20 protein-coding genes and 1 pseudogene are annotated in these 22,072 nt (G+C 38.5%); 11 read left to right on the top strand and 10 right to left on the bottom strand.

The annotated features are described in order from the left end of the window. Positions 1–13 precede the first annotated feature (13 nt). The 3 genes from ACTHN6_RS02830 to fabF all read left to right on the top strand — a co-directional run bounded on the left by ACTHN6_RS02830 (position 14) and on the right by fabF (position 2,700). A complete protein-coding gene (locus tag ACTHN6_RS02830) occupies positions 14–808 on the top strand; it encodes an undecaprenyl-diphosphate phosphatase (protein WP_440434196.1) in 795 nt (264 codons plus the stop codon). 93 nt (positions 809–901) lie between these two features. Continuing rightward, positions 902–1,459, top strand: coding sequence for a TetR/AcrR family transcriptional regulator (locus tag ACTHN6_RS02835; protein ID WP_440434197.1), 558 nt, complete (start codon positions 902–904; stop codon positions 1,457–1,459). Next, entirely contained in the window at positions 1,456–2,700 is a 1,245-nt protein-coding gene (gene fabF, locus ACTHN6_RS02840) for a beta-ketoacyl-ACP synthase II (protein ID WP_440434198.1), read from the top strand. The genes ACTHN6_RS02835 and fabF overlap by 4 nt, the downstream gene beginning before the upstream one ends. Here the strand turns inward: fabF and ACTHN6_RS02845 are convergent, their stop codons facing one another. The 10 genes from ACTHN6_RS02845 to polA form a co-directional block, all read right to left on the bottom strand. Beyond that, on the bottom strand, positions 2,701–3,123 hold the full coding sequence (locus tag ACTHN6_RS02845) for a YybH family protein (protein ID WP_440434199.1): 423 nt from the start codon (positions 3,121–3,123) through the stop codon (positions 2,701–2,703). A gap of 111 nt (positions 3,124–3,234) precedes the next feature. Beyond that, positions 3,235–6,822, bottom strand: a complete 3,588-nt coding sequence (locus tag ACTHN6_RS02850) for a response regulator (protein WP_440434200.1) — start codon at positions 6,820–6,822, stop codon at positions 3,235–3,237. 9 nt (positions 6,823–6,831) lie between these two features. Then, positions 6,832–8,025, bottom strand: coding sequence for a hybrid sensor histidine kinase/response regulator (locus ACTHN6_RS02855; protein WP_440434201.1), 1,194 nt, complete (start codon positions 8,023–8,025; stop codon positions 6,832–6,834). Positions 8,026–8,079: 54 nt separating this feature from the next. Then, a complete protein-coding gene (locus ACTHN6_RS02860; protein ID WP_440434202.1) occupies positions 8,080–8,547 on the bottom strand; it encodes a response regulator in 468 nt (155 codons plus the stop codon). Positions 8,548–8,667: 120 nt separating this feature from the next. Beyond that, complete coding sequence (locus tag ACTHN6_RS02865) at positions 8,668–10,317, bottom strand: hypothetical protein (protein ID WP_440434203.1); 1,650 nt, start codon at positions 10,315–10,317, stop codon at positions 8,668–8,670. 139 nt (positions 10,318–10,456) lie between these two features. Then, positions 10,457–11,128 carry a uracil-DNA glycosylase family protein gene (locus tag ACTHN6_RS02870; protein ID WP_440434204.1) on the bottom strand — a complete coding sequence of 224 codons (672 nt, stop codon included), beginning with the start codon at positions 11,126–11,128 and terminating at the stop codon, positions 10,457–10,459. Between the two features lie 88 nt (positions 11,129–11,216). Then, positions 11,217–11,537 carry a hypothetical protein gene (locus ACTHN6_RS02875; RefSeq protein ID WP_440434205.1) on the bottom strand — a complete coding sequence of 107 codons (321 nt, stop codon included), beginning with the start codon at positions 11,535–11,537 and terminating at the stop codon, positions 11,217–11,219. A 126-nt stretch (positions 11,538–11,663) separates the two neighbouring features. Next, positions 11,664–11,849 carry a hypothetical protein gene (locus tag ACTHN6_RS02880; RefSeq protein WP_440434206.1) on the bottom strand — a complete coding sequence of 62 codons (186 nt, stop codon included), beginning with the start codon at positions 11,847–11,849 and terminating at the stop codon, positions 11,664–11,666. A gap of 164 nt (positions 11,850–12,013) precedes the next feature. After that, on the bottom strand, positions 12,014–12,217 hold the full coding sequence (locus ACTHN6_RS02885) for a type II toxin-antitoxin system HicB family antitoxin (RefSeq protein WP_440434207.1): 204 nt from the start codon (positions 12,215–12,217) through the stop codon (positions 12,014–12,016). 33 nt (positions 12,218–12,250) lie between these two features. Beyond that, complete coding sequence (gene polA / locus ACTHN6_RS02890) at positions 12,251–15,073, bottom strand: DNA polymerase I (RefSeq protein WP_440434208.1); 2,823 nt, start codon at positions 15,071–15,073, stop codon at positions 12,251–12,253. 281 nt (positions 15,074–15,354) lie between these two features. Here polA and ACTHN6_RS02895 point away from each other — a divergent pair, with 281 nt between their 5' ends. From ACTHN6_RS02895 to rsmI, 8 genes and pseudogenes are all read left to right on the top strand, one after another. Continuing rightward, entirely contained in the window at positions 15,355–17,625 is a 2,271-nt protein-coding gene (locus ACTHN6_RS02895) for a tail fiber domain-containing protein (protein WP_440434209.1), read from the top strand. 333 nt (positions 17,626–17,958) lie between these two features. Continuing rightward, entirely contained in the window at positions 17,959–19,251 is a 1,293-nt protein-coding gene (locus ACTHN6_RS02900; protein WP_440434210.1) for an aminopeptidase P family protein, read from the top strand. A gap of 94 nt (positions 19,252–19,345) precedes the next feature. Next, a pseudogene (locus ACTHN6_RS02905) lies at positions 19,346–19,644 on the top strand (four helix bundle protein). Positions 19,645–19,666: 22 nt separating this feature from the next. Next, the gene (locus ACTHN6_RS02910) at positions 19,667–20,455 is read left to right on the top strand and encodes a CDP-alcohol phosphatidyltransferase family protein (protein WP_440434211.1); all 789 of its coding nucleotides are present in this window, start codon (positions 19,667–19,669) and stop codon (positions 20,453–20,455) included. A gap of 53 nt (positions 20,456–20,508) precedes the next feature. Then, on the top strand, positions 20,509–20,757 hold the full coding sequence (gene purS, locus ACTHN6_RS02915; RefSeq protein ID WP_440434212.1) for a phosphoribosylformylglycinamidine synthase subunit PurS: 249 nt from the start codon (positions 20,509–20,511) through the stop codon (positions 20,755–20,757). Positions 20,758–20,843: 86 nt separating this feature from the next. Beyond that, on the top strand, positions 20,844–21,065 hold the full coding sequence (locus tag ACTHN6_RS02920; RefSeq protein ID WP_440434213.1) for a hypothetical protein: 222 nt from the start codon (positions 20,844–20,846) through the stop codon (positions 21,063–21,065). Next, complete coding sequence (locus ACTHN6_RS02925) at positions 21,058–21,399, top strand: type II toxin-antitoxin system PemK/MazF family toxin (RefSeq protein WP_440434214.1); 342 nt, start codon at positions 21,058–21,060, stop codon at positions 21,397–21,399. Before ACTHN6_RS02920 ends, ACTHN6_RS02925 begins: the two co-directional genes overlap by 8 nt. Before the next feature lie 5 nt (positions 21,400–21,404). Beyond that, positions 21,405–22,070, top strand: a complete 666-nt coding sequence (gene rsmI / locus ACTHN6_RS02930) for a 16S rRNA (cytidine(1402)-2'-O)-methyltransferase (RefSeq protein WP_440434215.1) — start codon at positions 21,405–21,407, stop codon at positions 22,068–22,070. The last annotated feature ends 2 nt before the right edge of the window (positions 22,071–22,072 follow it).

Below are 22,072 nucleotides of genomic sequence, written 5' to 3' on the forward strand. Positions count from 1 at the left end.
ACCAAAACAGGCTATGACAATATTCCAGGCTATTATTATTGCTATAATTGAAGGCTTAACCGAATTCCTCCCTATATCGAGCACGGCTCACATGCGCTTTGCCAATCCTTTTCTTGGCATACAGCCTTCGCCCTTTGTGGATATGTTTGAAGTGGTTATTCAGTTTGCAGCCATACTTTCCGTTGTTGTAATTTTCTATAAAAAATTCTTTGATTTCAAACGCACTACTTTTTATCTTAAGCTCATCATTGCTGTAATTCCGGCGCTTATAGTTGGCGCTATCTTAAAGGATTATATTGATACCGCGCTGGATAATCTGATCTTCATTTCCTGTGTTATGATTGGTGGCGGTATATTACTGCTGTTTATTGATAAACTTTTCAAGCGCAATATTATTCATGATGAAAAAGAGATATCATTGCCCAAAGCTTTTGCTATCGGTTGCTTTCAATGCCTTGCCATATTGCTGCCCGGCTTAAGCCGCAGCGCTGCCACGATTGTGGGCGGCATGCAGCAAAAGTTAACCCGTACACTGGCTGCTGAATTTTCTTTTTTTCTGGCTGTACCTACCATGTTTGCCGCTTCGGTAAAGAGTTTTTGGGATGTGTATAAAGATCATCCCGATACGTTGGTTAGCAGTAATATAAGCGTGCTTGCCATTGGCGCCGTGGTATCTTTTATCGTGGCTTTAATTGCTGTAAAATCCTTTATAGGCTACCTGCAAAAACATGGCTTTAGGGCATTCGGTGTTTACCGTATCATTTTAGGTATTGTTATTCTCGTACTCGCATTGAAGGGCATGCTGTAAAATTTCCATTTATCTGATATAGTTTAATAAAAGGTTGATAAAATCAAATTTGCCTACCTACTAATAGGTAAGTATATTTGCAGCTTCTAAAAAATGGATACGAGGGCTGAAATATTAAATATTGCGGATGCGCTTATTCGTGCAAAAGGATACAATGCATTTAGCTTTACTGATATTGGCAAACAGCTTAATATTAAAAATGCTTCCATTCATTACCATTTTCCTACTAAAACCGATTTAGGGATTGCCATTATAGCCCAACACCAAAAACAGTTGTCTGAGGTTATTAAAAAGAACCAGGATAATGACTGCCTGAAAAAATTAGGAGCTTTTTTTTCAATATATACCATTGCTAAAAGTGAAAATAAAATATGCCTTATAGGTTCCCTGGCCACGGACCTGTACACTGTAGAACCGGCAATCCAGGATGAACTTAAAAAACTGGTTAAACATATACTTGAGTGGGTAACTGCGATTTTGGAAGAAGGCCGTGCAAAAAAGGTTTTTTACTTTGATATTGATGCCAGAACCAAAGCTTTAATGATAATAACCAATATGCTGGCTGCAGTACAACTTACGAGACTAACAACCAAAAAGGACTTTGAGAAAATTAAAGAAACAATTATTAATGACTTAACTAATAATAAATGAAAAGAGTTGTTGTAACAGGAATGGGTGCATTAACGCCAATTGGCAATAATCTTAACGAGTTTTGGAGATCACTGATAAACGGCGTTAACGGCGTAGGGCCGATTACAAAATTTGATACAACGAAATTCAAAACAAAGTTTGCCTGCGAGCTTAAAAATTTTGATCCGCTGCATTTTATTAATAAGGCCGAGGCACGTAAATACGACCCGTTTACCCAATATGCGATTATTGCAGCTGACGAAGCTATTGTCAATGCCCGCATAAACTTTGAGGAGCTTAACAGGAACCGCATTGGTGTTATATGGGGATCAGGTAATGGCGGTGTTACCACTTATGACGAGCAGCTAACTGAATTTGTGCTGGGCGATGGAACACCAAGGTTTAGTCCATTTCTCATTCCTAAAATGATAGTGGATATTGCCTCCGGTGTTATTTCGATTAAACATGGTTTAAGAGGTATCAACTTTGCTACCGTTTCAGCCTGCGCTACTTCCAATACCGCCATTATTGATGCATTTAATTATATAAAATGGGGCAAAGCCGACATGATTATTACAGGCGGTTCTGAAGCGCCTATAACCCAAAGCGCAGTGGGCGGGTTTATATCTGCAAAAGCGCTTTCAACATTCAATGATAGCCCGCCGCTGGCATCAAGGCCATTTGACATAAACCGAAACGGTTTTGTAATGGGAGAAGGTGCAGGCGCAATTATACTGGAAGACCTGGAACATGCAAAAAAGCGCGGCGCCACTATTATTGCTGAAGTGGCAGGCGGCGGCATGGCTGCCGATGCTTATCATTTAACGGGAACGCATCCTGACGGTGAGGGCGCTTATTTAGGCATGCTTGCTGCGCTGGAAGATGCGGGTATTCAACCGGCTGATATAGATTATTTAAGTGCGCATGCTACATCAACGCAGCAAGGTGATCTTAGCGAACTTAAAGCCGCTGAAAGAGTTTTCGGCAAAGCAAATAATTTAAATATCAGTGCTACAAAATCAATGACGGGACATCTTTTAGGCGCCGCAGGCGCCATTGAGGCTATTGCCTGCATTAAAGCAGTTCAGGAAAATATAATTCCGCCTACCATTAATTCTACAGATATAGAACCTGGCTTTAAAGATATGTTTGATTTCACGCTGCATAAAGCACAGCAAAGAGAAACGCATTATGCCATGAACAATACATTTGGTTTTGGCGGGCATATTGCAACAACAATCTTTAAGAAATATATTGACTGATTATTGAAGTGGGGTTGCCTGGCTGGCCGTTATAAACCATGCACCGTTCTTTCTTTCAAGCACATCGGTAAAATGGCTTTTTAATGAATAAGGTCCGCCTGAAGCATCTTTCCCCGTTTCTGTTTGCAGGCCGGTTACAATAGCAATATTACCTTTAATTTTTACCTGCATATCAGACAGCGAAAGCCCGTTGATAGGCTGTGCCCTTTGTTGCAATTGTTGCTTGGTGATTAACTGGCCGGATGGTGTAATGATCGTTGCATCATCCGTAAAAATGGCCAGGAGTGTTGGAATGCTGTGCTTGCTGAATGCATCTGCCGCGTTTCGTTCAACAGCAAGAATATTGGCCTTATCATCGTTTTGGCTGAATGCAATGTTTACGGTTACAACCATCAGCATTATACATATTATACGTTTTATCATACTTGAATCTTTAATAAATGAGGCGGTAAAAAACTTTGAATGTGCTTAGCAATTATTAAGCCGTTTGAAAAGGTTGGATGATAAAATATTTAAAAGCTTTCTGCCGGCTATTTAATCATACAGCCAAACGCGTAATAAAGAAATCAACTGGTCTGCATCAACCGGCTTTGTTATATAATCCGATGCGCCTGCATTAATGCATTTTTCCCTGTCGCCCATCATAGCTTTTGCCGTTACGGCAATAACAGGCAGTTTCCTGTATCTCGGGTTTTCACGAATGCGTTTAGTGCTTTCATAACCATCCATTTCAGGCATCATCATATCCATTAAAACAATGTCGATGTTTTTATGCTGCGACAGTTGATTTAATGCATCCTTACCGTCAATGGCTGAAATTACATTCATGCCATAATTTTCCAGCGATTTGGTAAGCGAGAAAATATTGCGCACATCATCATCTGCAATTAAAACTGTTTTGCCTTTTAATACTTCTTCAAATTCGCCCAGGCGTTTGTATTTGGATGATTTTTTATCTTTTTTACTTTCTTCTACCAGGTGTAAAAACAGCGAAACCTCATCCAGTATTCTTTGATAGGAATGTGCTGTTTTTACAACAATTGAATCGGCATATTGTTTTATGCGCATTTCTTCTGCATGGCTTAAATTTTTGCCGGTAAATATGATGATAGGCAGGCTTTCCATGCCCGGTGTTTTCCTCACTTCTTCCAGTGTATTGTAAGAGCCCTGGGTGGGTATGCCCATATCTAAAATAACACAGTCTATATTTTCATTGTTCAATGCTTTTATACCTTCGCTTATGGAGTCTTTTATTTCTGCCGAAACATTAAAACTTTCAAGAAAATAAGCCAGTGCCTTTGCATGCTTGGGATTTTCTTCAACTATCATCACTTTTTTAGGATACTTGCTTAATGCATTTTCTATCTTTTGAAAAACAGCGCTCATTTTTTCAAAAGCCACAGGCTTGTTTATAAAATCAACAGCGCCGGAAAGCAGGCTTTTTGTTTTTGCATCGTACGATGACATAATATGCACCGGTATGGGTCTTGTTTCCGGATCTGATTTTAATTCATCCATAACTTCCCACCCGCTTTTTACAGGCAATTGTATATCGAGCAAAATGCCATTGGGCTTATACTTTCTTGCCAGTTCAATACCCTCATCGCCCCGCACGGCCACAATACCTTTATAGTTTTTTCGCCTCGTAAATTCAAGTAGCGATTTGGCAAATGCCGTATCATCTTCCACAATCAGGATGGTTTTATCTGTGGCTGAAATATTATTCCTGTCGTCCGGAACAGGCTGGGGAATAACATCTGAAATATATTCCCTGTTCTGTGTTTTGGTAAGATGTGTATCTACAATTTCAGGCTGCGTTTCTGCAACCGGGGCTGCATTATTTCCGGAAGGTTTATAAGATGATTTCCGGTTTGCCGGAATGGTGAGTATAAAAGTGCTGCCTTTTTCTTCTTCGCTGCTCACGGTTATTTGCCCAGATAAAAGTTTGGCCAGTTCACGGCTTATTGAAAGGCCCAGCCCGGTGCCGCCATATTGACGTTTGGTGGAGCCGTCGGCCTGCTGAAAAGCCTCAAAAATTGTTTCAAGCTTTTCTGCCGGAATGCCGATACCCGTATCTGTAATAGTGAAAACAACAGTATCGCTTAATTTTTTTATATTCAGCTTAACAGAGCCGCGTTTAGTAAATTTCAGTGCATTTGAAATAAGGTTGCGCAGGATTTGCTCAAGTTTCAACCGGTCTGTTTCTATGTCTTCGTTTACCGATTCATCTGTTTCAATCTTAAAAATAATATCCTTGTCTTTTGCAAGTGGTTCGAATAATGCGTTCAATTCATTCACCAAATCTTTAACAGCCACACTGCTATACTCCATTTCCATTTTGCCCGATTCTATTTTTGAGAGATCGAGTATTTCGTTGATAAGTGTGAGCAGTGAATTGCCGGAATTTTGAATAACCGTAGCATATTCAATCTGGTCCTTGCTTAAATTGCTGGTATGATTTTCTGATAATAATCTTGCCAATAACAGGATGGAATTAAGCGGTGTTCTCAATTCATGCGACATGTTTGCAAGAAATTCAGATTTATACTTGGTGATTAATTCGAGCTGCTCCGCTTTTGCCTGTATTTCAAGGTTGCGTTCAAGAATCAGCTCGTTTTTTTCTTCAAGCAGGCGGCTCCGTTCTTCCAGCTCTACATTGGATTGCATCAGCTCTTCCTGTTGCACTTTTAGTTCTTCTTCCGAAGCCTGCAGTTTCTCTGCCTGCACTTCCAGTTCGGCATTAACATTTTCCAGCTCGTTATGCTGGCTTTGCAGTTCTTCAGATTGGGCCTGTGTTTCAGCTAATAATTCCTCCAGGCGCTGGTGATTTCTCGCTGTGTGAATGGCCATACCAATATTATAACCAGAACTGCGCAGGAACTGTTTGGTTAAATCATCTATTTCTTTAGGCGAAGCCAGTTCCAATGCGCCCTTTAGTTTCCCTTCAAAAAAAATAGGCACCGCCATGATGTTTTTAGGTTTTAAACTGCCTGATGAAAAAGATATCATCATATCCGTTTCATCAATCTCTTCCAGTAAAAGTTCTTTGCCGCTTTTTGCACTTTGGCCTACAAGATATTCACCAAGGTTTATGGTTCTTTTTATTTTGCTTTCATCCAGCGCAATTCCGGACGTTAATACAAGGGAATTATTTTCGGCAAGATAAAAAGCTGCTACCGGTATTTTTGTATAGGCCGTTATAAAATCAATAATGTTGTAGGCAAGCTGGTTAAGATTTTTTTCACCAATCATTTTATCATTAAGGCCCGCCATGCCGGTTTGCAGCCATTCGTTATGCGACAGGTTTGTAAAAGCCGAATCAAGCGACTCTGCCATTTTATTTAGTGACAGGGAAATATTGCCCAATACATCTTTTCCTGCATCGCCTATTCTTGTTTTATAATTGCCGGCTGAAATTTTATCAGCTATACTTTGAACAATATTAAGCCGTTTATTTATATCCTTGTCTTTTTGCTCAAGTTCTTCCTGTAGTCTTGTTCTCTTTTCCAGGTCGCTGTTTACCCTGAAAAAAGAAAGCAATGCCACTGCAAAAGACAGTAAAGAAGCTATAACGATAATTGTTGGGGTAGAGGATGAAAGCCTGTTCAGGCTTACGGTGCGGGCCTGTAAAAGATCGCTTTCCCTGTTTTCCATTTTTTGAACCAACAGCCTTACACTGTCCATATAAACTTTACCCATATCCAGCGAACCGGGAGATGGAGCTATGCCCCTGCGTTTATTATCAATAAGTAATTGAAGGTTGCTTAAACGTTTTGTTACAAGCTGTTTAAGCTGCTCAGCGCTTTGCAACTGCAAGTCATTATTATTGCTGAGCTTTTTTACTTCACTGATAGATGTATAGGTTCTTGAAAGAGATCCGGTATAGGGTTCAAGAAAGCGATCCTGACCGGTAAGTAAAAAACCGCGCTGCCCGGTCTCGGCATCTTTTAAAGCCGATATAATATTTTCAAGTTCGCTTATTACCGCATTCGTATGTGCTACTTCTCTTTGGCTGTTCAATAAACCTTTTATGCTTGCATAAGATGCTATTGCACTCACTATAAGCAGTAAAAAAGAAATTCCATACAGCAGCAATAGATTTCTTTTGAAGGTTGAATTCATAATCTAAATTTATTTATGTAAAACAGCAGGTGGTTTTGCCTGCGATACCGGCAGAACTAAAATAAATGTTGTGCCCTTATTTTCCCTGCTTCTTGCCGTAACAAGGCCATTATGCTTTTCAATTATTTTTTTTACAATGCTAAGGCCAATGCCCGTTCCCTGGTATTCTGATCTTCCATGCAGTCGCTGAAACATGGTAAAGATTTTATCAAGATACTGCTCATTAAAACCAATGCCGTTATCTTCAATATAGATGCGGCAATAACCACCCATTCCGGCGGCTTTGCTTTCGGCAGATTTCTGTTTTGTGAAATCGCTCCATATTTTCATTTCGGGGGCAATGCCGGGTTTTGAAAACTTAATAGCGTTGCTGATAATATTTTGAAACACCTGCCGTATCTGGTCAGGTATCATTTCAATTGTTGGCAGGTTATCAACGCTGATAGTTGCTTTTTTTTCTTTAATTACCAATTCAAGATCGGTAATGGCGCCGCGGATAACTATATTGAGCGAAGCGGTTACAAAATCCGGATCGGTGGCAAGCCGGGAATAACTTAAAAGGTCATTGATAAGCGTGCGCATTCTTTCAGACGAAGCAATAATCCTGTTGATGTACTGGCTTGCATCGGCGTTTTCTATAAAGCGTTCTCTCACTATCTGGCTGAACGTGATGATCTTTCTAAGCGGTTCCTGCAAATCATGCGAAGCGATAAATGCATATTGCTGTAATTCGGTATTGCTTGCTTCCAGTTCTTTATTGGCTTCAATTAATTCGGCTGTTCTCTCTTCAACTTTTTGTGCAAGGTTGTTTTTAATATCATTTAGCTCTTTTGTTTGTTTGTATAGCCTTGCAAAGGTTTTTATTTTAAGCAATAAAAGATCGGGATCAAAAGGCTTGGTAATATAATCAACACCACCTGAAGTATAACCTTTTGTAATAAAGCGCTTGTCAATATTTACGGCTGAAAGAAATATAATGGGAATATCTTTTGATTTGCTGTAACCCGTAATGTTTTCGGCCACCTCATAACCATCCATGCCGGGCATTTGTACATCGAGGATTATAAGCTCATATTCTGTTTTAAGAATTTTTTTTAATGCTTCTTCTCCCGATACAGCAGTATCCACATCATACAGGTTTAACTGTAACAGTGTTTTGAGTGAAAAAAGATTTTCCTTTTTGTCGTCAACAATAAGAATCATACTGCTTTTTCTGTTTTATAATTTTGATAAGCAGTTAGCAAAATACACATTAAATCAACAAACGATAAAAGCGGAAGACGTATTACTCAGATTGCGCAAAGTTTTTTCAAGGTTACCGTTTACATGTGTTGAAATCGTTGATAATATGTGTTTCAGCTCTTTTATGCTGGTGGGCTTTGTAATAAAGCACATAGCGCCTTTCAGCATGGCTTCTTCAATATCCTTCGACTGGGAAGATGTTGTGTAAACAATCACGGGTATATTGCGTAGGGCGGCATCTTTTTTTAACTCGGAAAGACATTCTTTACCGCCCATGCGTGGCATATTCAGGTCTAAAAAAATAACGTTTGGATAATCACCAGAGCTGTGCTTTAAAATCTTTAATGCTTCATGCCCATTCCCGGCATTAATAATTTCCAATGCAGGGTTTGCTTCCATTGCTGCTTCTTTAAAGATCGCAACATCATCAGCGTCATCATCAATAAGAAAAAAACGAATGTAATCGGCCATATAAAGGTTCATTAATTGTTGTTGCCTGTAAAAATAAATGTTTTAAACACAGGGAAAGTTGGTTGCAAAAGTATAGCTCTTAACATATTAAAATGCAAAGCTTGTTATAATTTGGAAACAATTTTTTCATTGTCAGGAGGCTGTATTTGTTATACCTTTTAACAGAGATTTCCATATTAAAGAAAAAAATGAGCGTTGCGGATCCCGCTCATAAGTTACATATTCCGGCCTGGCATCATTCATCGTATTGGATTTATTAATAATGAATGTGTTTGCAAAAAAACTTACCAGTTTTTTCTTTTTTAATTTTTTTGATTCCTCTTGCTTCTTTAAAGCCGTAATCTTTAAATCATCATACACAAATAAAACAGAACTGCGTGCCTTATAGCTGTTGGCTATAATATGTGCATCTATTTTTTTTATCGACAAGCTATTTACTTCAAACAGGCCTAATGTTTTTGAAGCGGGATTGATGACTGTGCCATCCATTGGCCCGAGATTAATGTCCAGCGTAAAATCACCGTCTTTTGTTTTCGTCATGTCAAACAAAAATACTGCGCTAAAGTTTCCAGCGTTAAACAACTTACTTTTTGCTGCAACTTTTACTATTTTATCTGCGGCTATTTTTTCAGGCACATTGGTTACATTTGTTAGTTGGCCGCTTATATCGGTCCATGTAACGGCCCCGGTTTGTTGCGTTTTAATATTAAGCTCCCGGTAAGTGAATTCAAAGTTTTTTATTAAGATGGTATCTATATCAACGGGCATATCTAACCTTGCCAGTAACTGGTGTGGAAAATTTCCGATTTTTGATTTGGTTGAAGGCGGAACATTTTTATCAGCATACACTTCCATTGAGCCATCATTAAATTCTGCATGTTTTGCTGTAAAGCCTTCTCCTAAAAAGAGTTTGTACCAGTCAATATTATTAAAGCTGGCCTTTTTGAATTTTATATCATAACGGTCCTTATAAAATTTCAGGTGTTTGCCAAACTCCTGCTTGCTGTACCGGGGGTGCAAAACAAGGCCGGCTACATCAATTGATTTTTGCGCCGCATGCAGGATGAGCGTATCAGCTTTCAAAAAATACATGCTGTCAGGTGTTCTGAAAGTATAACCGGGAATATAAATATTCGCCTGTTTGGCATACAGGAACCTGGTTGTATCAAACTGGGTGGTTGAATCAATTTCAATATTATTGAAGCGCATTGAAACGTTGCTGAACGTAGTAAGCTTTTCTTTTTTTTCAGCTATATCATGATAAATGAAATTCATATTTGAAATGGAAAGATCCCGGAGGCTGAAGTAGCCAAGGCTTTTTTGTATGCGTGAATAAAGCGTGGTGGTATCGTTAATAATCGTATCTCGTTTATTGACCGGATGATAAATTTCTACGGTAGGATTTTTTATATTGAGTGCATTAAGGTTTATATTTTTCTTATCCAGCAAATCCGCAATGTTGAAGCCATCAATTTGCAGGTCAAACAATGAAATTTTATAAACATCAACCGGCGCTGTTCCATCTGCCAATAGTTGATTAAGGCGTGTTGAATCAATTAACAGTTCAGCATTATGTACTTTAATTTTAGAACCGACAACATCAATTTCTATTTTATCCAGGTTTAAAATGTACAAGCTGTCAGAGGCTTCTTTTACAACCTGCTGAAGCTTCGCTTTTATTAAAGGCTCAAAATCTTCACTCTTTCGAACTTTTAAATAAATGAATATTCCAATCAGGAGAACGGCCGCAACAGAAGCAGTAATAATAACGATCTTTTTCAAACTTGCTATTAAATTATTTGTTAGTAGTCAATATGAATTATGACCTTAGCAAAACCAATTTTATACCAAGAATTTAATACATAAAACCTGTATGTAATAATGGCTTTAAAAACAAAATTGTAGATGAAAATCCCCTGTTTTAAACAACGGGTTTTAATTTTGATATATAAGATTCTATAAATTCATTTTTTCTTTTAAGCCTGTACTGCATTACAAATCGCGGATGCGGCAGCGTTTCAATTTGGCTAAACCATTTATGTTCATTATTCAATTTTTGCAGGTACTTTAAATTTTCACCTTCGCCAATACAAAAACATATATCAGTTTTTAACCCAAAAGCAATTTGCTGCTGCATGCATTCAACAATAAAAGGCTGAATGTTTTTAAGCAAAACTTTATCATCATAATAGTTAAGGTTTTTTCCATTTCTTATAAATCCCAGCGGGCTCATGGCTGTTATATAAAATTGTTTGTAAAACGCTTCGCTGCCGCCGTAAGCTTCAATCATATCATAAATGAACACGGAAGACAATTCCTGTTTTTTTTGAAAATCATTATGAATGCTGCAATTTTTTTCCAAACGGATGGGGTCGGTAAAAGGGATACCGGTAATGCCTCCGCCAAACCTGCCGGGATTTATACCTATTAATGCATGACGTTTATTATTATCATTATAAAATTTTTTATAAAATGCGGAGCATGCCTGCTGTACATCTTTACGCTGATGCGCATCCAGCACTTCTATACCGTTTTGTAATGCAAAGGGTAATTTAAGATTGAACAGGAACCGGAGAACTTTATTGCTGAACATAGTAGTAATTGCAGATGGTTTTTGAATAAAATAAAACAGGTGCAAACTCTATTAAAGCCTGCACCTGTGTTCTGACAAAGAATAATGTTTATAAAAGGCCTACAACTTTTGTATAATTAGTATCTGTTAAAATAGTAAGTAACTGATCTTTAACTTTTACAATATGCATCACCAGTTTTAACTCTTTGCAGGATCGCAGAAATTCAATGATCTCTGTAAACCTGGGATTGTCTGCGCCATTTTCTTCACGGTGCGCCTCGTTTCTCAACTGGAACAACTGCAGTAATTTTTTAGTTTCCTGCGGCGTAGATTCAACATACTCTTTAATGTCGCGATAATCCTCCGCAATTTTTCTAAGAAACTTCTGGTAGTAGATTTTAGAAAGCCTTTCGAGTGTAAGAATTGACATAGTACACTTTTTTAATGGTGAATAATAAGCAATCCAATACGGTAGCAAGCATCAACGGCGGCAAGATATTATTTTATGCTGTTATAAGCAATACATTTTTTTCCACATAATAATTACATAACCTGGCTAATCTCCGCCTTCTAACCTTGCCAGTTCGCCTTCATCAAGATCAGTGGCAGGATCAGGCGGCGGCGTAAGGTCAAGGTCTTTCGAAATGTCTGCTTCCGCAGCCTTATGCGCAGCCTCTGATGCCTTGGGCGATTGTTGCTGCGGCTTTAAGATTTCTTTGTTTTTTTTTATCTTCTTATTCATGGCAGGCAGTATAATATTTTATGGTTTAGGTATTTCAAGTTGTTTACAAATCGCATCGCACAAAAACTTATCGAGTTTTGGATGCCTTGGGACTGTTGTTTGCTTGTTGCTTACAAAATTTCTGTAAATGTCATGTTGCAAAAATTCATTTCTTTTTAAACTCATTATCCGAGCGTTAAGTCTTCTTCCAAAACAGTGTTTATAAGATTATTTGTTTCCTGCATATTGCTTAGATATAAGTCCAATGCATCCATAAGGTTCTCACGTGTTTCTTCAATTGTTTCACCCTGAGTGATTACAGATGGGATTTCCTTGATTGTTCCTATATAAAACTCTTCGCCCTTTGCAATTGCAATTGTTAACTTCATATACTAAATATTAGCTTCTCAAATTTACAGTTTTTAATGTGCCTCCAGCCAATTATCACCTATGCCTAACTCTGCTTCAACGGGCACATCATGCGGTAAAGGCAATGCGGCTTTCATGTTGTTTAAGATGAGCGGCTGCAATATATCCAGTTCAGATGGCACGGCATCAAACACCAATTCATCATGCACCTGCATAATCATTTTACTTCTTAATTTTTCTTTTTTCATGGAGTCATGAATCTTTATCATCGCCATTTTTATCATATCGGCAGCGGTGCCCTGAATGGGAGAGTTGATGGCATTGCGTTCTGCATAGCCGCGTACGGTGAAGTTGGCAGAGTTAATATCTTTCAGCCAGCGTTTACGGCCCATTAATGTTTGCACATAACCATGTTCGCGGCAGAAGTTGATCATGTTATCCATGTATTTCGTAATGCCGTTGAATTCTTTTTTATAATTATCAATTATTTCTTTTGCCTCTGTGCGGCTTATACCAAGGTTATCGGCCAAACCAAAAGCGCCCTGGCCATAAATAATACCGAAGTTTACACTCTTTGCCTTGTAGCGCATTTCTTTTGTAACATCTGCAGCATCCACATTAAAAACTTTTGCTGCCGTAGCTGTATGGATATCTGCATTGTTTTTAAAAGCATTGCACATGTTTTCATCGCCGCTTATTGCTGCAACAATCCTTAATTCTATTTGCGAATAATCTGCGCTGATGATAACATTGCCCTGTCTTGGAATAAACGCCTTCCGTATTTCTTTACCGCGTTCTGTGCGTATGGGAATATTTTGCAGATTAGGATTATTGCTCGCAAGCCTTCCTGTAACAGCAACAGCCTGTCCATAAGTTGTATGCACACGGCCGGATTTCCTGTTGATCAACGAAGGCAAAGCATCCACGTAAGTTGACCTTAGTTTTGTTAGCTGGCGATAAGCCAGGATATCTGCAACGATAGGATTATTGTGCGCCAGTTTCATCAATACATCTTCACCTGTTGCATACTGGCCGCTTTTTGTTTTTTTAGCTGATGGATTTAAGTTGAGTTTCTCAAATAATACTTCGCCCAACTGTTTAGGCGAACCAATATTAAACTTAACGCCTGCACCGGCATATACAGCCTGCTCTGCCTGGTATGCTTCACGTTCCAGCTCTTTTGAATAGTTAAGTAAAAAAGGAACGTCAATCATTACACCTTCAAATTCCATATCGGTTAAAACCTTTACAAGCGGGTTCTCCACTTCATAAAAAACACGCTCTACTTCTTTTGTTTTTAGTAGAGGGTGTAATGAATGTTTTAGCTGTAAAGTAATATCCGCATCTTCTGCCGCATAATCTTTTAACTTCTGTATCTCAACATCACGCATGGTGCCCTGGCCTTTGCCTTTTTTGCCAATAAGTTCTTCAATATGCACGGGTTCATAACCAAGATATTGAGCGCTTAATAAATCCATGCTCCGCTTGCCATCGGGCTCAACCACATAATGCGCCAGCATGGTATCATATACCTGGCCTTTTATTTCGCGGTTATAATATTTTAAAACAAGCAGGTCATATTTTATGTTGTGACCAATCCATATAAGATCAGGATTATCAAATAAAGGCTTTAATAATTCAAGCAGGTTACAGGTGGCTTCGTATTCTGCAGAACACGTTACAAAATAAGCTTCGCCAGGTTTATACGAAAAGCTCATACCTACCAGTTCTGCATCATTGGCATCAATACCGGTGGTTTCTGTATCAAAACAGATTTCTGTTTGCTGCATTAATACATCAACCAACTGTTTTATCTTTTCTTCTTCATCCACTAAAATATATTCATGTGGTGTATTGATAATGTTTTTTGATGTAGCTAACCCTTTATCATCAATTTCTTTATCTTCTGTTTTTTCGATGATGGTTCTTGCCACAGCGCCTTCAATAGCATTACCAAATAAGTCTGTTTGTACACCCACCGGTGCCGTTTGAAATACGTTGAAATCATCGCCCAGAATTCTTTTGCCAATGGTTTTAAATTCAAGCTCGGTAAACACTTCAATCAATGCAGGCTTATTCCACTCCTTCAAACAAAATTGTTCTTCCTGAAACTGAACCGGTGCATTGGTTATAATGGTTGCCAGTTTTTTACTAAGTATCGCCGACTCTTTCCCGTCAACAATTTTTTTGCCCAGCGCGCCTTTAATATTTTCAGCATTGGCCACTACATTTTCAAGGCTGCCATATTCTTTCAGCAATTTGGCGGCTGTTTTTTCACCCACACCCGCAATACCCGGAATATTATCAACAGCATCTCCCATCAAACCTAAAATATCGATTACCTGTTCTACTTTTGCAATATCCCATTTGGCACAAACTTCAGCAGGACCGAGGATTTCAAAACTGCCGCCCTGGTAACCCGGTTTATAAATTTTTACGCCATCGCGCACTAACTGGCCGTAGTCTTTATCGGGCGTAACCATGTAAACATTATAACCTGCGTCATGCGCCTGCCATGCTAATGTGCCTATTACATCGTCTGCTTCATAACCTTCCACTCCAATGCAGGGAATATTAAAACCTTCAATAATTCTTTTTATATCAGGAATGGCTTCCATTAAATCTTCCGGCGTTTCCTGGCGGTTGGCTTTATAATCGGTGAAATCTGTATGCCGTTCTGTTTTGCCTTCCACATCAAAACATACAGCAAGATGGGTAGGTTTTTCCCGGTTCATTAAATCGATTAATGTATTCGTGAAACCAAACTGGGCATTGGTGTTTCTTCCCTTTGAAGTAATACGCGGGTTGCGTATTAAGGCATAATAGGCGCGAAAGATGAGTGCATAAGCATCCAGCAAAAACAAACGTTTATCCATGATGCTAAGATAAACCCGCATAGCCTAAAGGGAATATTTTTTTAATTTTTATATAAGGACTAATGCATTTTTAAGTATCAGGATTATACTTCTTTTGATGGCAAAATGTAATTTGATCGCGTAGTTCAACTACAGATTATTGGAGACATAAAATGAAATTATTTTTATAAGAATCGGATTTTACTGATTTTTGTTCAGAAAGCTTGTTTGCTGGAAACCAAAACTAAAATTACAACCCGGAAACACTGCATTTTTAATTAATAATCAATCATTAAATTCTTATGAAGAAGGTTTACATTTTGTTATTGTTAGCTTTTTCCGCACAATTAACAATAGCTCAAAGCTGGAGTATTACTGGTAATAATGGCATTAATAGTTCCAACTTTATTGGGACGACAGATAATAGAAGCCTGATTTTTAAAACCAATAACGTAAAACGCGGTAGCTTATTTAGTTCAGGTATTTGGAATTTAGGCGCTTCATCGGACTATGCTAAAATAGATTCATCTGGAAAGTTATCGTTTGTAGGCAGAGGAACTTATCTTGTCGGCAATAATAAATATGTTTTTCAATATGCTTCGAATCCTAATTATGGATTGTTCTATAATTCCTCTAAACCCCAATATGAATTGCGGGATAGTATTGCTTCTCCTGTGTTTTATGTAAACGCTAATAATGGTAATGGCATGTTTAGGGGCACTTTAAGAATTGGCACTTATACCTTGCCTGCAACCGATGGTATAAGTGGCCAGGTTCTCGCAACTGATGGAAAAGGTAAGGTAAATTGGGTAATGGTAGATGCTGGTGCAAATGCTAGCTTATCAAACCTGACAGCTACGGCTGTAAACCGGTCTTTAATACCTAAAACTAACGATACACTTAGTCTTGGTAGCAGTAGTTTAAGATGGAAGAATATTTATTTCGGAGGTGATGTATATTATAGCAATCAAAGATTTATTTCAGCAAAAAACAATAATGTTTTTGTTGGTAGTGGCGCAGGCAAAAATACCACAGGATACAGTAATATTGCTATTGGCATAAACGCCTTATACAAAAATACCATAGGCACCCATCTGGTGGCTATTGGTGATTCTGCCTTGTTTAACCAAAATGGCGGTTCTGGCCATAATATTGCTATTGGCAGCAAAGCACTATATTATAATACTACAGGAAATGGTAATGCAGCCACTGGTTCTAGCGCACTTTATCACAATACCACAGGTTCTGTAAACACTGCTACCGGTATTGAAGCGCTTTATTACAATACCACGGGTTCCGTAAATACTGCTACCGGGTTTCAGGCACTTTGTTTTAACACTACAGGTTTTAATAATACTGCTACAGGGTATTGGGCGCTTTATACTAACACTAAAGGTTCTGAGAATACTGCTACCGGCGTTGAGGCTCTTTATTACAATACCACAGGTTCCGAAAATACTGCTACCGGCCGTCAGGCACTTTGGCAGAATACAAAAGGTAATCAAAACACTGCTAATGGCTATGGATCACTTTTACGAAATACTACAGGTTCTGAAAATACTGCCGGTGGAGGTTATGCGCTTATAAGTAATACTACCGGTTCTGGCAATACTGCAATTGGCACTAATACCCTAAATTATAATATTACGGGTAGCCGTAATACCGCTTTGGGTTATTATGCTAATGTAAACGAAGGCAATTTTACCAACTGTACAGTGATAGGCTATGAAGCATTTGCAATGGCAAGTAACCAGGTACGGATTGGTAACAGCGATGTTAAAAGCATTGGTGGGCAGGTAGATTGGACAACATTATCAGATGGCCGGGTAAAGAAAAATATAAAACAAAATGTACCTGGGCTTGCCTTTATAAACAAACTGCGGCCTATAACTTATAACCTGGATTTGGATGCAGTGGATAAAATTATTCAGCGACCTGTATTAAAAACTAAAGATGGCAATGCCATACAACCTTTAGCAGAAGATTTGGTTGCGCATAATGAAAGACAACAAATCATTTATACAGGCTTTATAGCACAGGATGTTGAAAAAGCAGCTAAAGAATTGAGTTATGATTTCAGTGGTGTAGATGCTGCAAAGAACGATAAAGATTTATATGGATTAAGATATGCTGAATTTGTTGTGCCATTAGTAAAAGCTGTGCAGGAACTTTCGAAACAAAACGATTCTTTAAAAATGGCGCTTTATGCACAAGGGGAAAATTTTCAAAAGCAAATTGATGAATTAAAGGCGTTGCTCGTTTCTAACGCTAATCAATCATCTCCCAACACGCAAATAACAACTGTACTTACATCGGCATCTTTGGAGCAAAACATTCCTAACCCTTTTACAAATACTACAACCATTGGTTATACCATTCCACAGAAATTTGCATTTGCACGGCTTGTTATTACAGATAAAACCGGCAGGCAAATAAAGCAAATAAATATTACTACTGGTGGTAAAGGGATTCTGCATGTAGATGCATCCACACTTTCTTCAGGCGCATACAATTATACGCTTTATGTAGATGGAAAATTGATTAGCTCAAAACAAATGGTGTTGACAAAGTAGGTCAAGGGATGAGAAATTGAAATAACTGGTATATAACAGTTTTCTATCTAACAATCTGCAATACGATATTTGGCAGCAATGGCAGCCTGTAATTACGAATTCTAAAAAGCAAAAATTATTTTGAATTTGATTACTAATTCCGAAACTATTAACAATCAATAGATTTTAATTGCTTTATTAAAAAATAGCTTTGATTTTTGCAGCCACTTAAAACAGCAGCCTGCAGATGCCATTTGCATTTCACTACAAGGGAGTGACACAACCGTGATACGTTGTATTACTGCAGCCGGTGATATAATAATTATTCTTCAATTTATAAACGGGTGATATTATATGAAACATTTGCCATTAAATACAAAACTTTTTGTTGAAAACAGGAAGCGTTTTATTAAAGAGATGAAACCAAACAGTATTGCTATTTTTAACAGCAATGATGAAGTGCCAACGAGCGCTGATGCCACTTACAGGTTTCAGCAAAACACAGGCCTGTACTGGCTTTGCGGCATTGAACAGGAAGATACGATGGTGATCTTATTTCCTGGTAACATGGAAGAAAAATACCGCGAAGTATTGGTATTGGTAAGGCCGAATGAATTAAAAGAAAAATGGGATGGCAAGAGATTAAGGGCAAATGAAGCAAGGGAAATTTCGGGCATACAAACCGTAGTATGGCTGGATGCATTGGATGGTTTGTTGCAGAAATGGGTGCATGCAGCTGATAATATTTATTTAAATACAAATGAACACGACCGTAAATCAACCGGGCATTATGCCACGCGGGATTATCGGTTTGTGCAGGAAATGCAAGAACGTTATCCGCTGCATAATTATGAACGTGCTGCAAAGATCTTATTAAAGCTGCGTGCCGTAAAAACGAAGTATGAAGTTGAAGTAATAAAGAAGGCTATTGATATTACCGATAAAACATTTCGCAGGCTGCTTGGCTTTATACAACCCGGTGTTATGGAATATGAAATTGAAGCTGAAATAATGCATGAGTTTTTACGTAACCGTGCCAGGGGCGAAGCTTACAGCAGCATTATTGCAAGCGGCGACAGGGCAAGAACATTGCATTATGTTTTTAACAATGAAGAAGTAAAAGACGGCGAATTAATACTGATGGATTTTGGCGCTAATTATGCCGGTTATGCTGCCGATCTCACCCGCACCGTACCTGCCAACGGTGTATTTACAAAACGGCAGAAACAGGTTTACAATGCCTGTTTGCATTTACATAATTACGCAAAAAGTTTATTGAAACCGGGTGTTGTCCTGGCAGATTATCACGAGAAAGTGGGAGAGGAGGCAACAAAGGTTTTTATAAAGATTGGGTTGCTTGCAAAAGCAGACGTGAAGAATGAAGACAGGGAGAACCGTGCTTACAGAAAGTATTTGTATCATGGTATTTCGCATCACCTGGGTTTGGATGTGCATGACCTTGGCCCATTTAATGAACCATTGAAGGAAGGGGCGGTGCTTACGGTTGAACCGGGTATTTATATTGAAGATGAGCACATGGGCATCCGCATTGAAAATAATGTATGGCTTACAAAACATGGCAATGTAGATTTAATGAAAAATATTCCAATTGAAGCGGAAGAGATTGAGCGATTGATGAAACGTTAACCGTAAAACTGATAACCGTTAACCGATGGGTTTTAAATTTGAAAAGCTTAAAATATGGCAACTAGCTTTGGCGTTGAGCGGTGAAATATCCGGTATGGTTAAAAGTTTTCCGAAGGATGAGTTGTTTATCCTTACCTCCCAGATAAAACGTGCTGCTGATTCTGTTGTTTTAAATATTGCAGAAGGTTCAACACTTCAGTCAAAATTGGAGTTTAAAAGATTTCTTGTTATTGCAAACCGTTCTGCTTGGAAGTGGTTGCATGCCTGTATCTTGCCATTCAAAGAAAATATATTAATGAAAGTATTTTTGACGATAAATACCAGAAATATGAACAACTCGTTGCTATGATGCAGACATTGATAAAATCGCTTGGTGAGTCGGACAACAGTTAACGGTTATCGGTAAACAATCTCCATGAAACAAATTCCAAACATCATCACACTACTCAATCTCTTCTTCGGTTGTATTGCTATTGTTTATATTCTTCAGCCGGGACTGGTGCCTTTGTATAATGCAGATGAGTTAACCTTAACGCCCGACGTTACTGCACTCGGCACGCAATACGTGAGCATTCCCCAGCAAATGTTTATGGCATCTTTATTCATTGGCCTCGCCGCTGTTGTTGATTTCTTTGATGGCTTTGTGGCAAGATGGATGAAAGCTGCTTCACCCATTGGTGTTCAGTTAGATTCCCTGGCCGATGTGGTAAGTTTTGGCGTGGCGCCGTCCTTAATTATATACCAGTTTTTACGCTTAAGTTTTGCGCAGCATGAAGACGGCCTGGATGCAAGCACTTTGTTTTTAATGCCTGCTTTTATGGTGGCCTGTGCCGGCGCTTACCGGCTGGCAAGGTTCAATATTGATACAGCGCAAACCACTTATTTCAAAGGTGTGCCCATTCCTGCCAACGGGTTGGTTATAGCTGCTTTCCCCTTGATCTATTGGACGAACGACTATGCCATCGTTACACAAATTTTAATCAGCCCGTGGTTTTGGTATGCTTTAATTGTTATACTTTCCTGGTTAATGGTTTCAACCAGGCCCATGCTCGCTTTAAAGTTTAAAGGTGTAACTGTACAAAAGTTCATGCCTTTCATTATTATTGCAGCGGTGGCAATTATTTCAGCTTTCTTTATTCACTGGCTGGCCGTGCCTTTAAGTTTTTTGGTATATGTTATTTTATCTTTGTTGCATAAACAATAGAATATTTGCCAGATGCTTTAAGGCATCTGATTAATACAAACTCAATATTTATTATGACTTATAATGTTCAGATAAAAGTTATGTTATTGAAAGACCTGCTCGATCCACAGGGAAAAGCCGTGCAGGCAGGTTTAAAGAATTTAGGTTTAAACGGTATTAATGATGTGCGCATAGGCAAGCACATTACTTTACAAATTGACGCTGACTCTGAAGCGGCCGCTAAAGCCGCTGCTGACGACGCTTGCAAAAAGCTGCTCGCCAATCCTGTAATGGAATTTTATGAGATAGAGATGGTGAATTAAGCCCGGTTTAAAGAGAGTCATATTGCCAATGTATTTTAATACTTTCCACCAGGAGGAGGGTGGAGTAAATTGTATAACTTTAGTGCATGAAGGAAACCATAGAAATACCAGTTGATGAGTATAATGCAATGAAAGAAGAAATTGCATTATTGAGAGATCAGCCATTACTAAAAAAAGTAAACAGGCTGGTTGAGCTATTGTATGAAGAGAAATATGGTTTATTTATGGACGACGATACAAGCGACCTGGCTAATACGGTTATCGGTCAAAATTATACAGAACAAAAAAGCGCCTGGGATAATGTATAAACAAGGTGAAATTGTATTGGTGCCGTTCCCTTATTCAGATTTATCTGCTTCTAAAAGAAGACCTGCCCTTGTTGTTGTTTCAAACAATCTCTATAACGGCAGGTTTCCAGATATAGTTGTGTGTGTAATAACAAGTAATCTGTATAAAGACAATTTTTCAGTTGAGCTGAATGATAATAACCTGCAAAGTGGAATCCTCCCGGAAAGTTCTATAATAAAATGTCATAAATTATTTACCATTGAACAATCGCGGATCATTAAGAAATTCAGTAAGGTTAAGGATGATAAATTAAAAGAAGTTATAAGCATGTTGCATAACCTATTTCAAAACTAACCGGCATGCTTTACCTCGTTCCCACACCGCTCGGTAATTTAAAAGATATAACATTCCGTGCCATAGAGGTGCTGAATGCAGTGGATGTTATCTTATGTGAAGACACACGCACTTCTTCCAAACTGCTGCAGCATTATCAAATCCAGAAGCCTTTGTCGCCTTACCATCAGCATAATGAACATAAAATACTGCAGCATTTAATTGAACAATTACAGGCGGGTAAAACCATGGCTGTAATTACCGATGCAGGCACGCCCGGCATTTCAGATCCTGCATTTTTGTTGGTACGCGAATGTTTAAAAAATAATATTAAGGTTGAATGCCTGCCCGGCGCAACCGCTTTCGTGCCGGCACTGGTAAACAGCGGCCTGCCCATAAACCGCTTTGCATTTGAAGGTTTTCTTCCGCTTAAAAAAGGAAGGCATACGTTGCTTACGCAGCTTGCAACAGAAGAAAGAACAATGGTTTTTTATGAAAGCCCTGTAAGGCTTGTTAAAACCTTGAATGATTTCATTAACTATTTTGGCGCAGAAAGAAAATGTAGTGTTAGCAGAGAGTTAACAAAGATGTTTGAAGAGAATTATCATGGAACTTTATCCGAAGTTTGTACCTATTACTCCAACAAAAATGTAAAGGGCGAAATTGTAATTGTTGTGCAAGGTGTGCTTTGATT

Source organism: Parafilimonas sp. (assembly GCF_051953455.1).
GTDB lineage: Bacteria > Bacteroidota > Bacteroidia > Chitinophagales > Chitinophagaceae > Parafilimonas.

Coding starts and splice junctions, on each gene's coding strand:
- ACTHN6_RS02830 (WP_440434196.1), top strand. CDS start 14: ATGACAATATTCCAGGCTATTATTATTGCTATAATTGAAGGCTTAACC.
- ACTHN6_RS02835 (WP_440434197.1), top strand. CDS start 902: ATGGATACGAGGGCTGAAATATTAAATATTGCGGATGCGCTTATTCGT.
- fabF (WP_440434198.1), top strand. CDS start 1,456: ATGAAAAGAGTTGTTGTAACAGGAATGGGTGCATTAACGCCAATTGGC.
- ACTHN6_RS02845 (WP_440434199.1), bottom strand. CDS start 3,123: ATGATAAAACGTATAATATGTATAATGCTGATGGTTGTAACCGTAAAC.
- ACTHN6_RS02850 (WP_440434200.1), bottom strand. CDS start 6,822: ATGAATTCAACCTTCAAAAGAAATCTATTGCTGCTGTATGGAATTTCT.
- ACTHN6_RS02855 (WP_440434201.1), bottom strand. CDS start 8,025: ATGATTCTTATTGTTGACGACAAAAAGGAAAATCTTTTTTCACTCAAA.
- ACTHN6_RS02860 (WP_440434202.1), bottom strand. CDS start 8,547: ATGAACCTTTATATGGCCGATTACATTCGTTTTTTTCTTATTGATGAT.
- ACTHN6_RS02870 (WP_440434204.1), bottom strand. CDS start 11,128: ATGTTCAGCAATAAAGTTCTCCGGTTCCTGTTCAATCTTAAATTACCC.
- ACTHN6_RS02875 (WP_440434205.1), bottom strand. CDS start 11,537: ATGTCAATTCTTACACTCGAAAGGCTTTCTAAAATCTACTACCAGAAG.
- ACTHN6_RS02880 (WP_440434206.1), bottom strand. CDS start 11,849: ATGAATAAGAAGATAAAAAAAAACAAAGAAATCTTAAAGCCGCAGCAA.
- ACTHN6_RS02885 (WP_440434207.1), bottom strand. CDS start 12,217: ATGAAGTTAACAATTGCAATTGCAAAGGGCGAAGAGTTTTATATAGGA.
- polA (WP_440434208.1), bottom strand. CDS start 15,073: ATGGATAAACGTTTGTTTTTGCTGGATGCTTATGCACTCATCTTTCGC.
- ACTHN6_RS02895 (WP_440434209.1), top strand. CDS start 15,355: ATGAAGAAGGTTTACATTTTGTTATTGTTAGCTTTTTCCGCACAATTA.
- ACTHN6_RS02900 (WP_440434210.1), top strand. CDS start 17,959: ATGAAACATTTGCCATTAAATACAAAACTTTTTGTTGAAAACAGGAAG.
- ACTHN6_RS02910 (WP_440434211.1), top strand. CDS start 19,667: ATGAAACAAATTCCAAACATCATCACACTACTCAATCTCTTCTTCGGT.
- purS (WP_440434212.1), top strand. CDS start 20,509: ATGACTTATAATGTTCAGATAAAAGTTATGTTATTGAAAGACCTGCTC.
- ACTHN6_RS02920 (WP_440434213.1), top strand. CDS start 20,844: ATGAAGGAAACCATAGAAATACCAGTTGATGAGTATAATGCAATGAAA.
- ACTHN6_RS02925 (WP_440434214.1), top strand. CDS start 21,058: ATGTATAAACAAGGTGAAATTGTATTGGTGCCGTTCCCTTATTCAGAT.
- rsmI (WP_440434215.1), top strand. CDS start 21,405: ATGCTTTACCTCGTTCCCACACCGCTCGGTAATTTAAAAGATATAACA.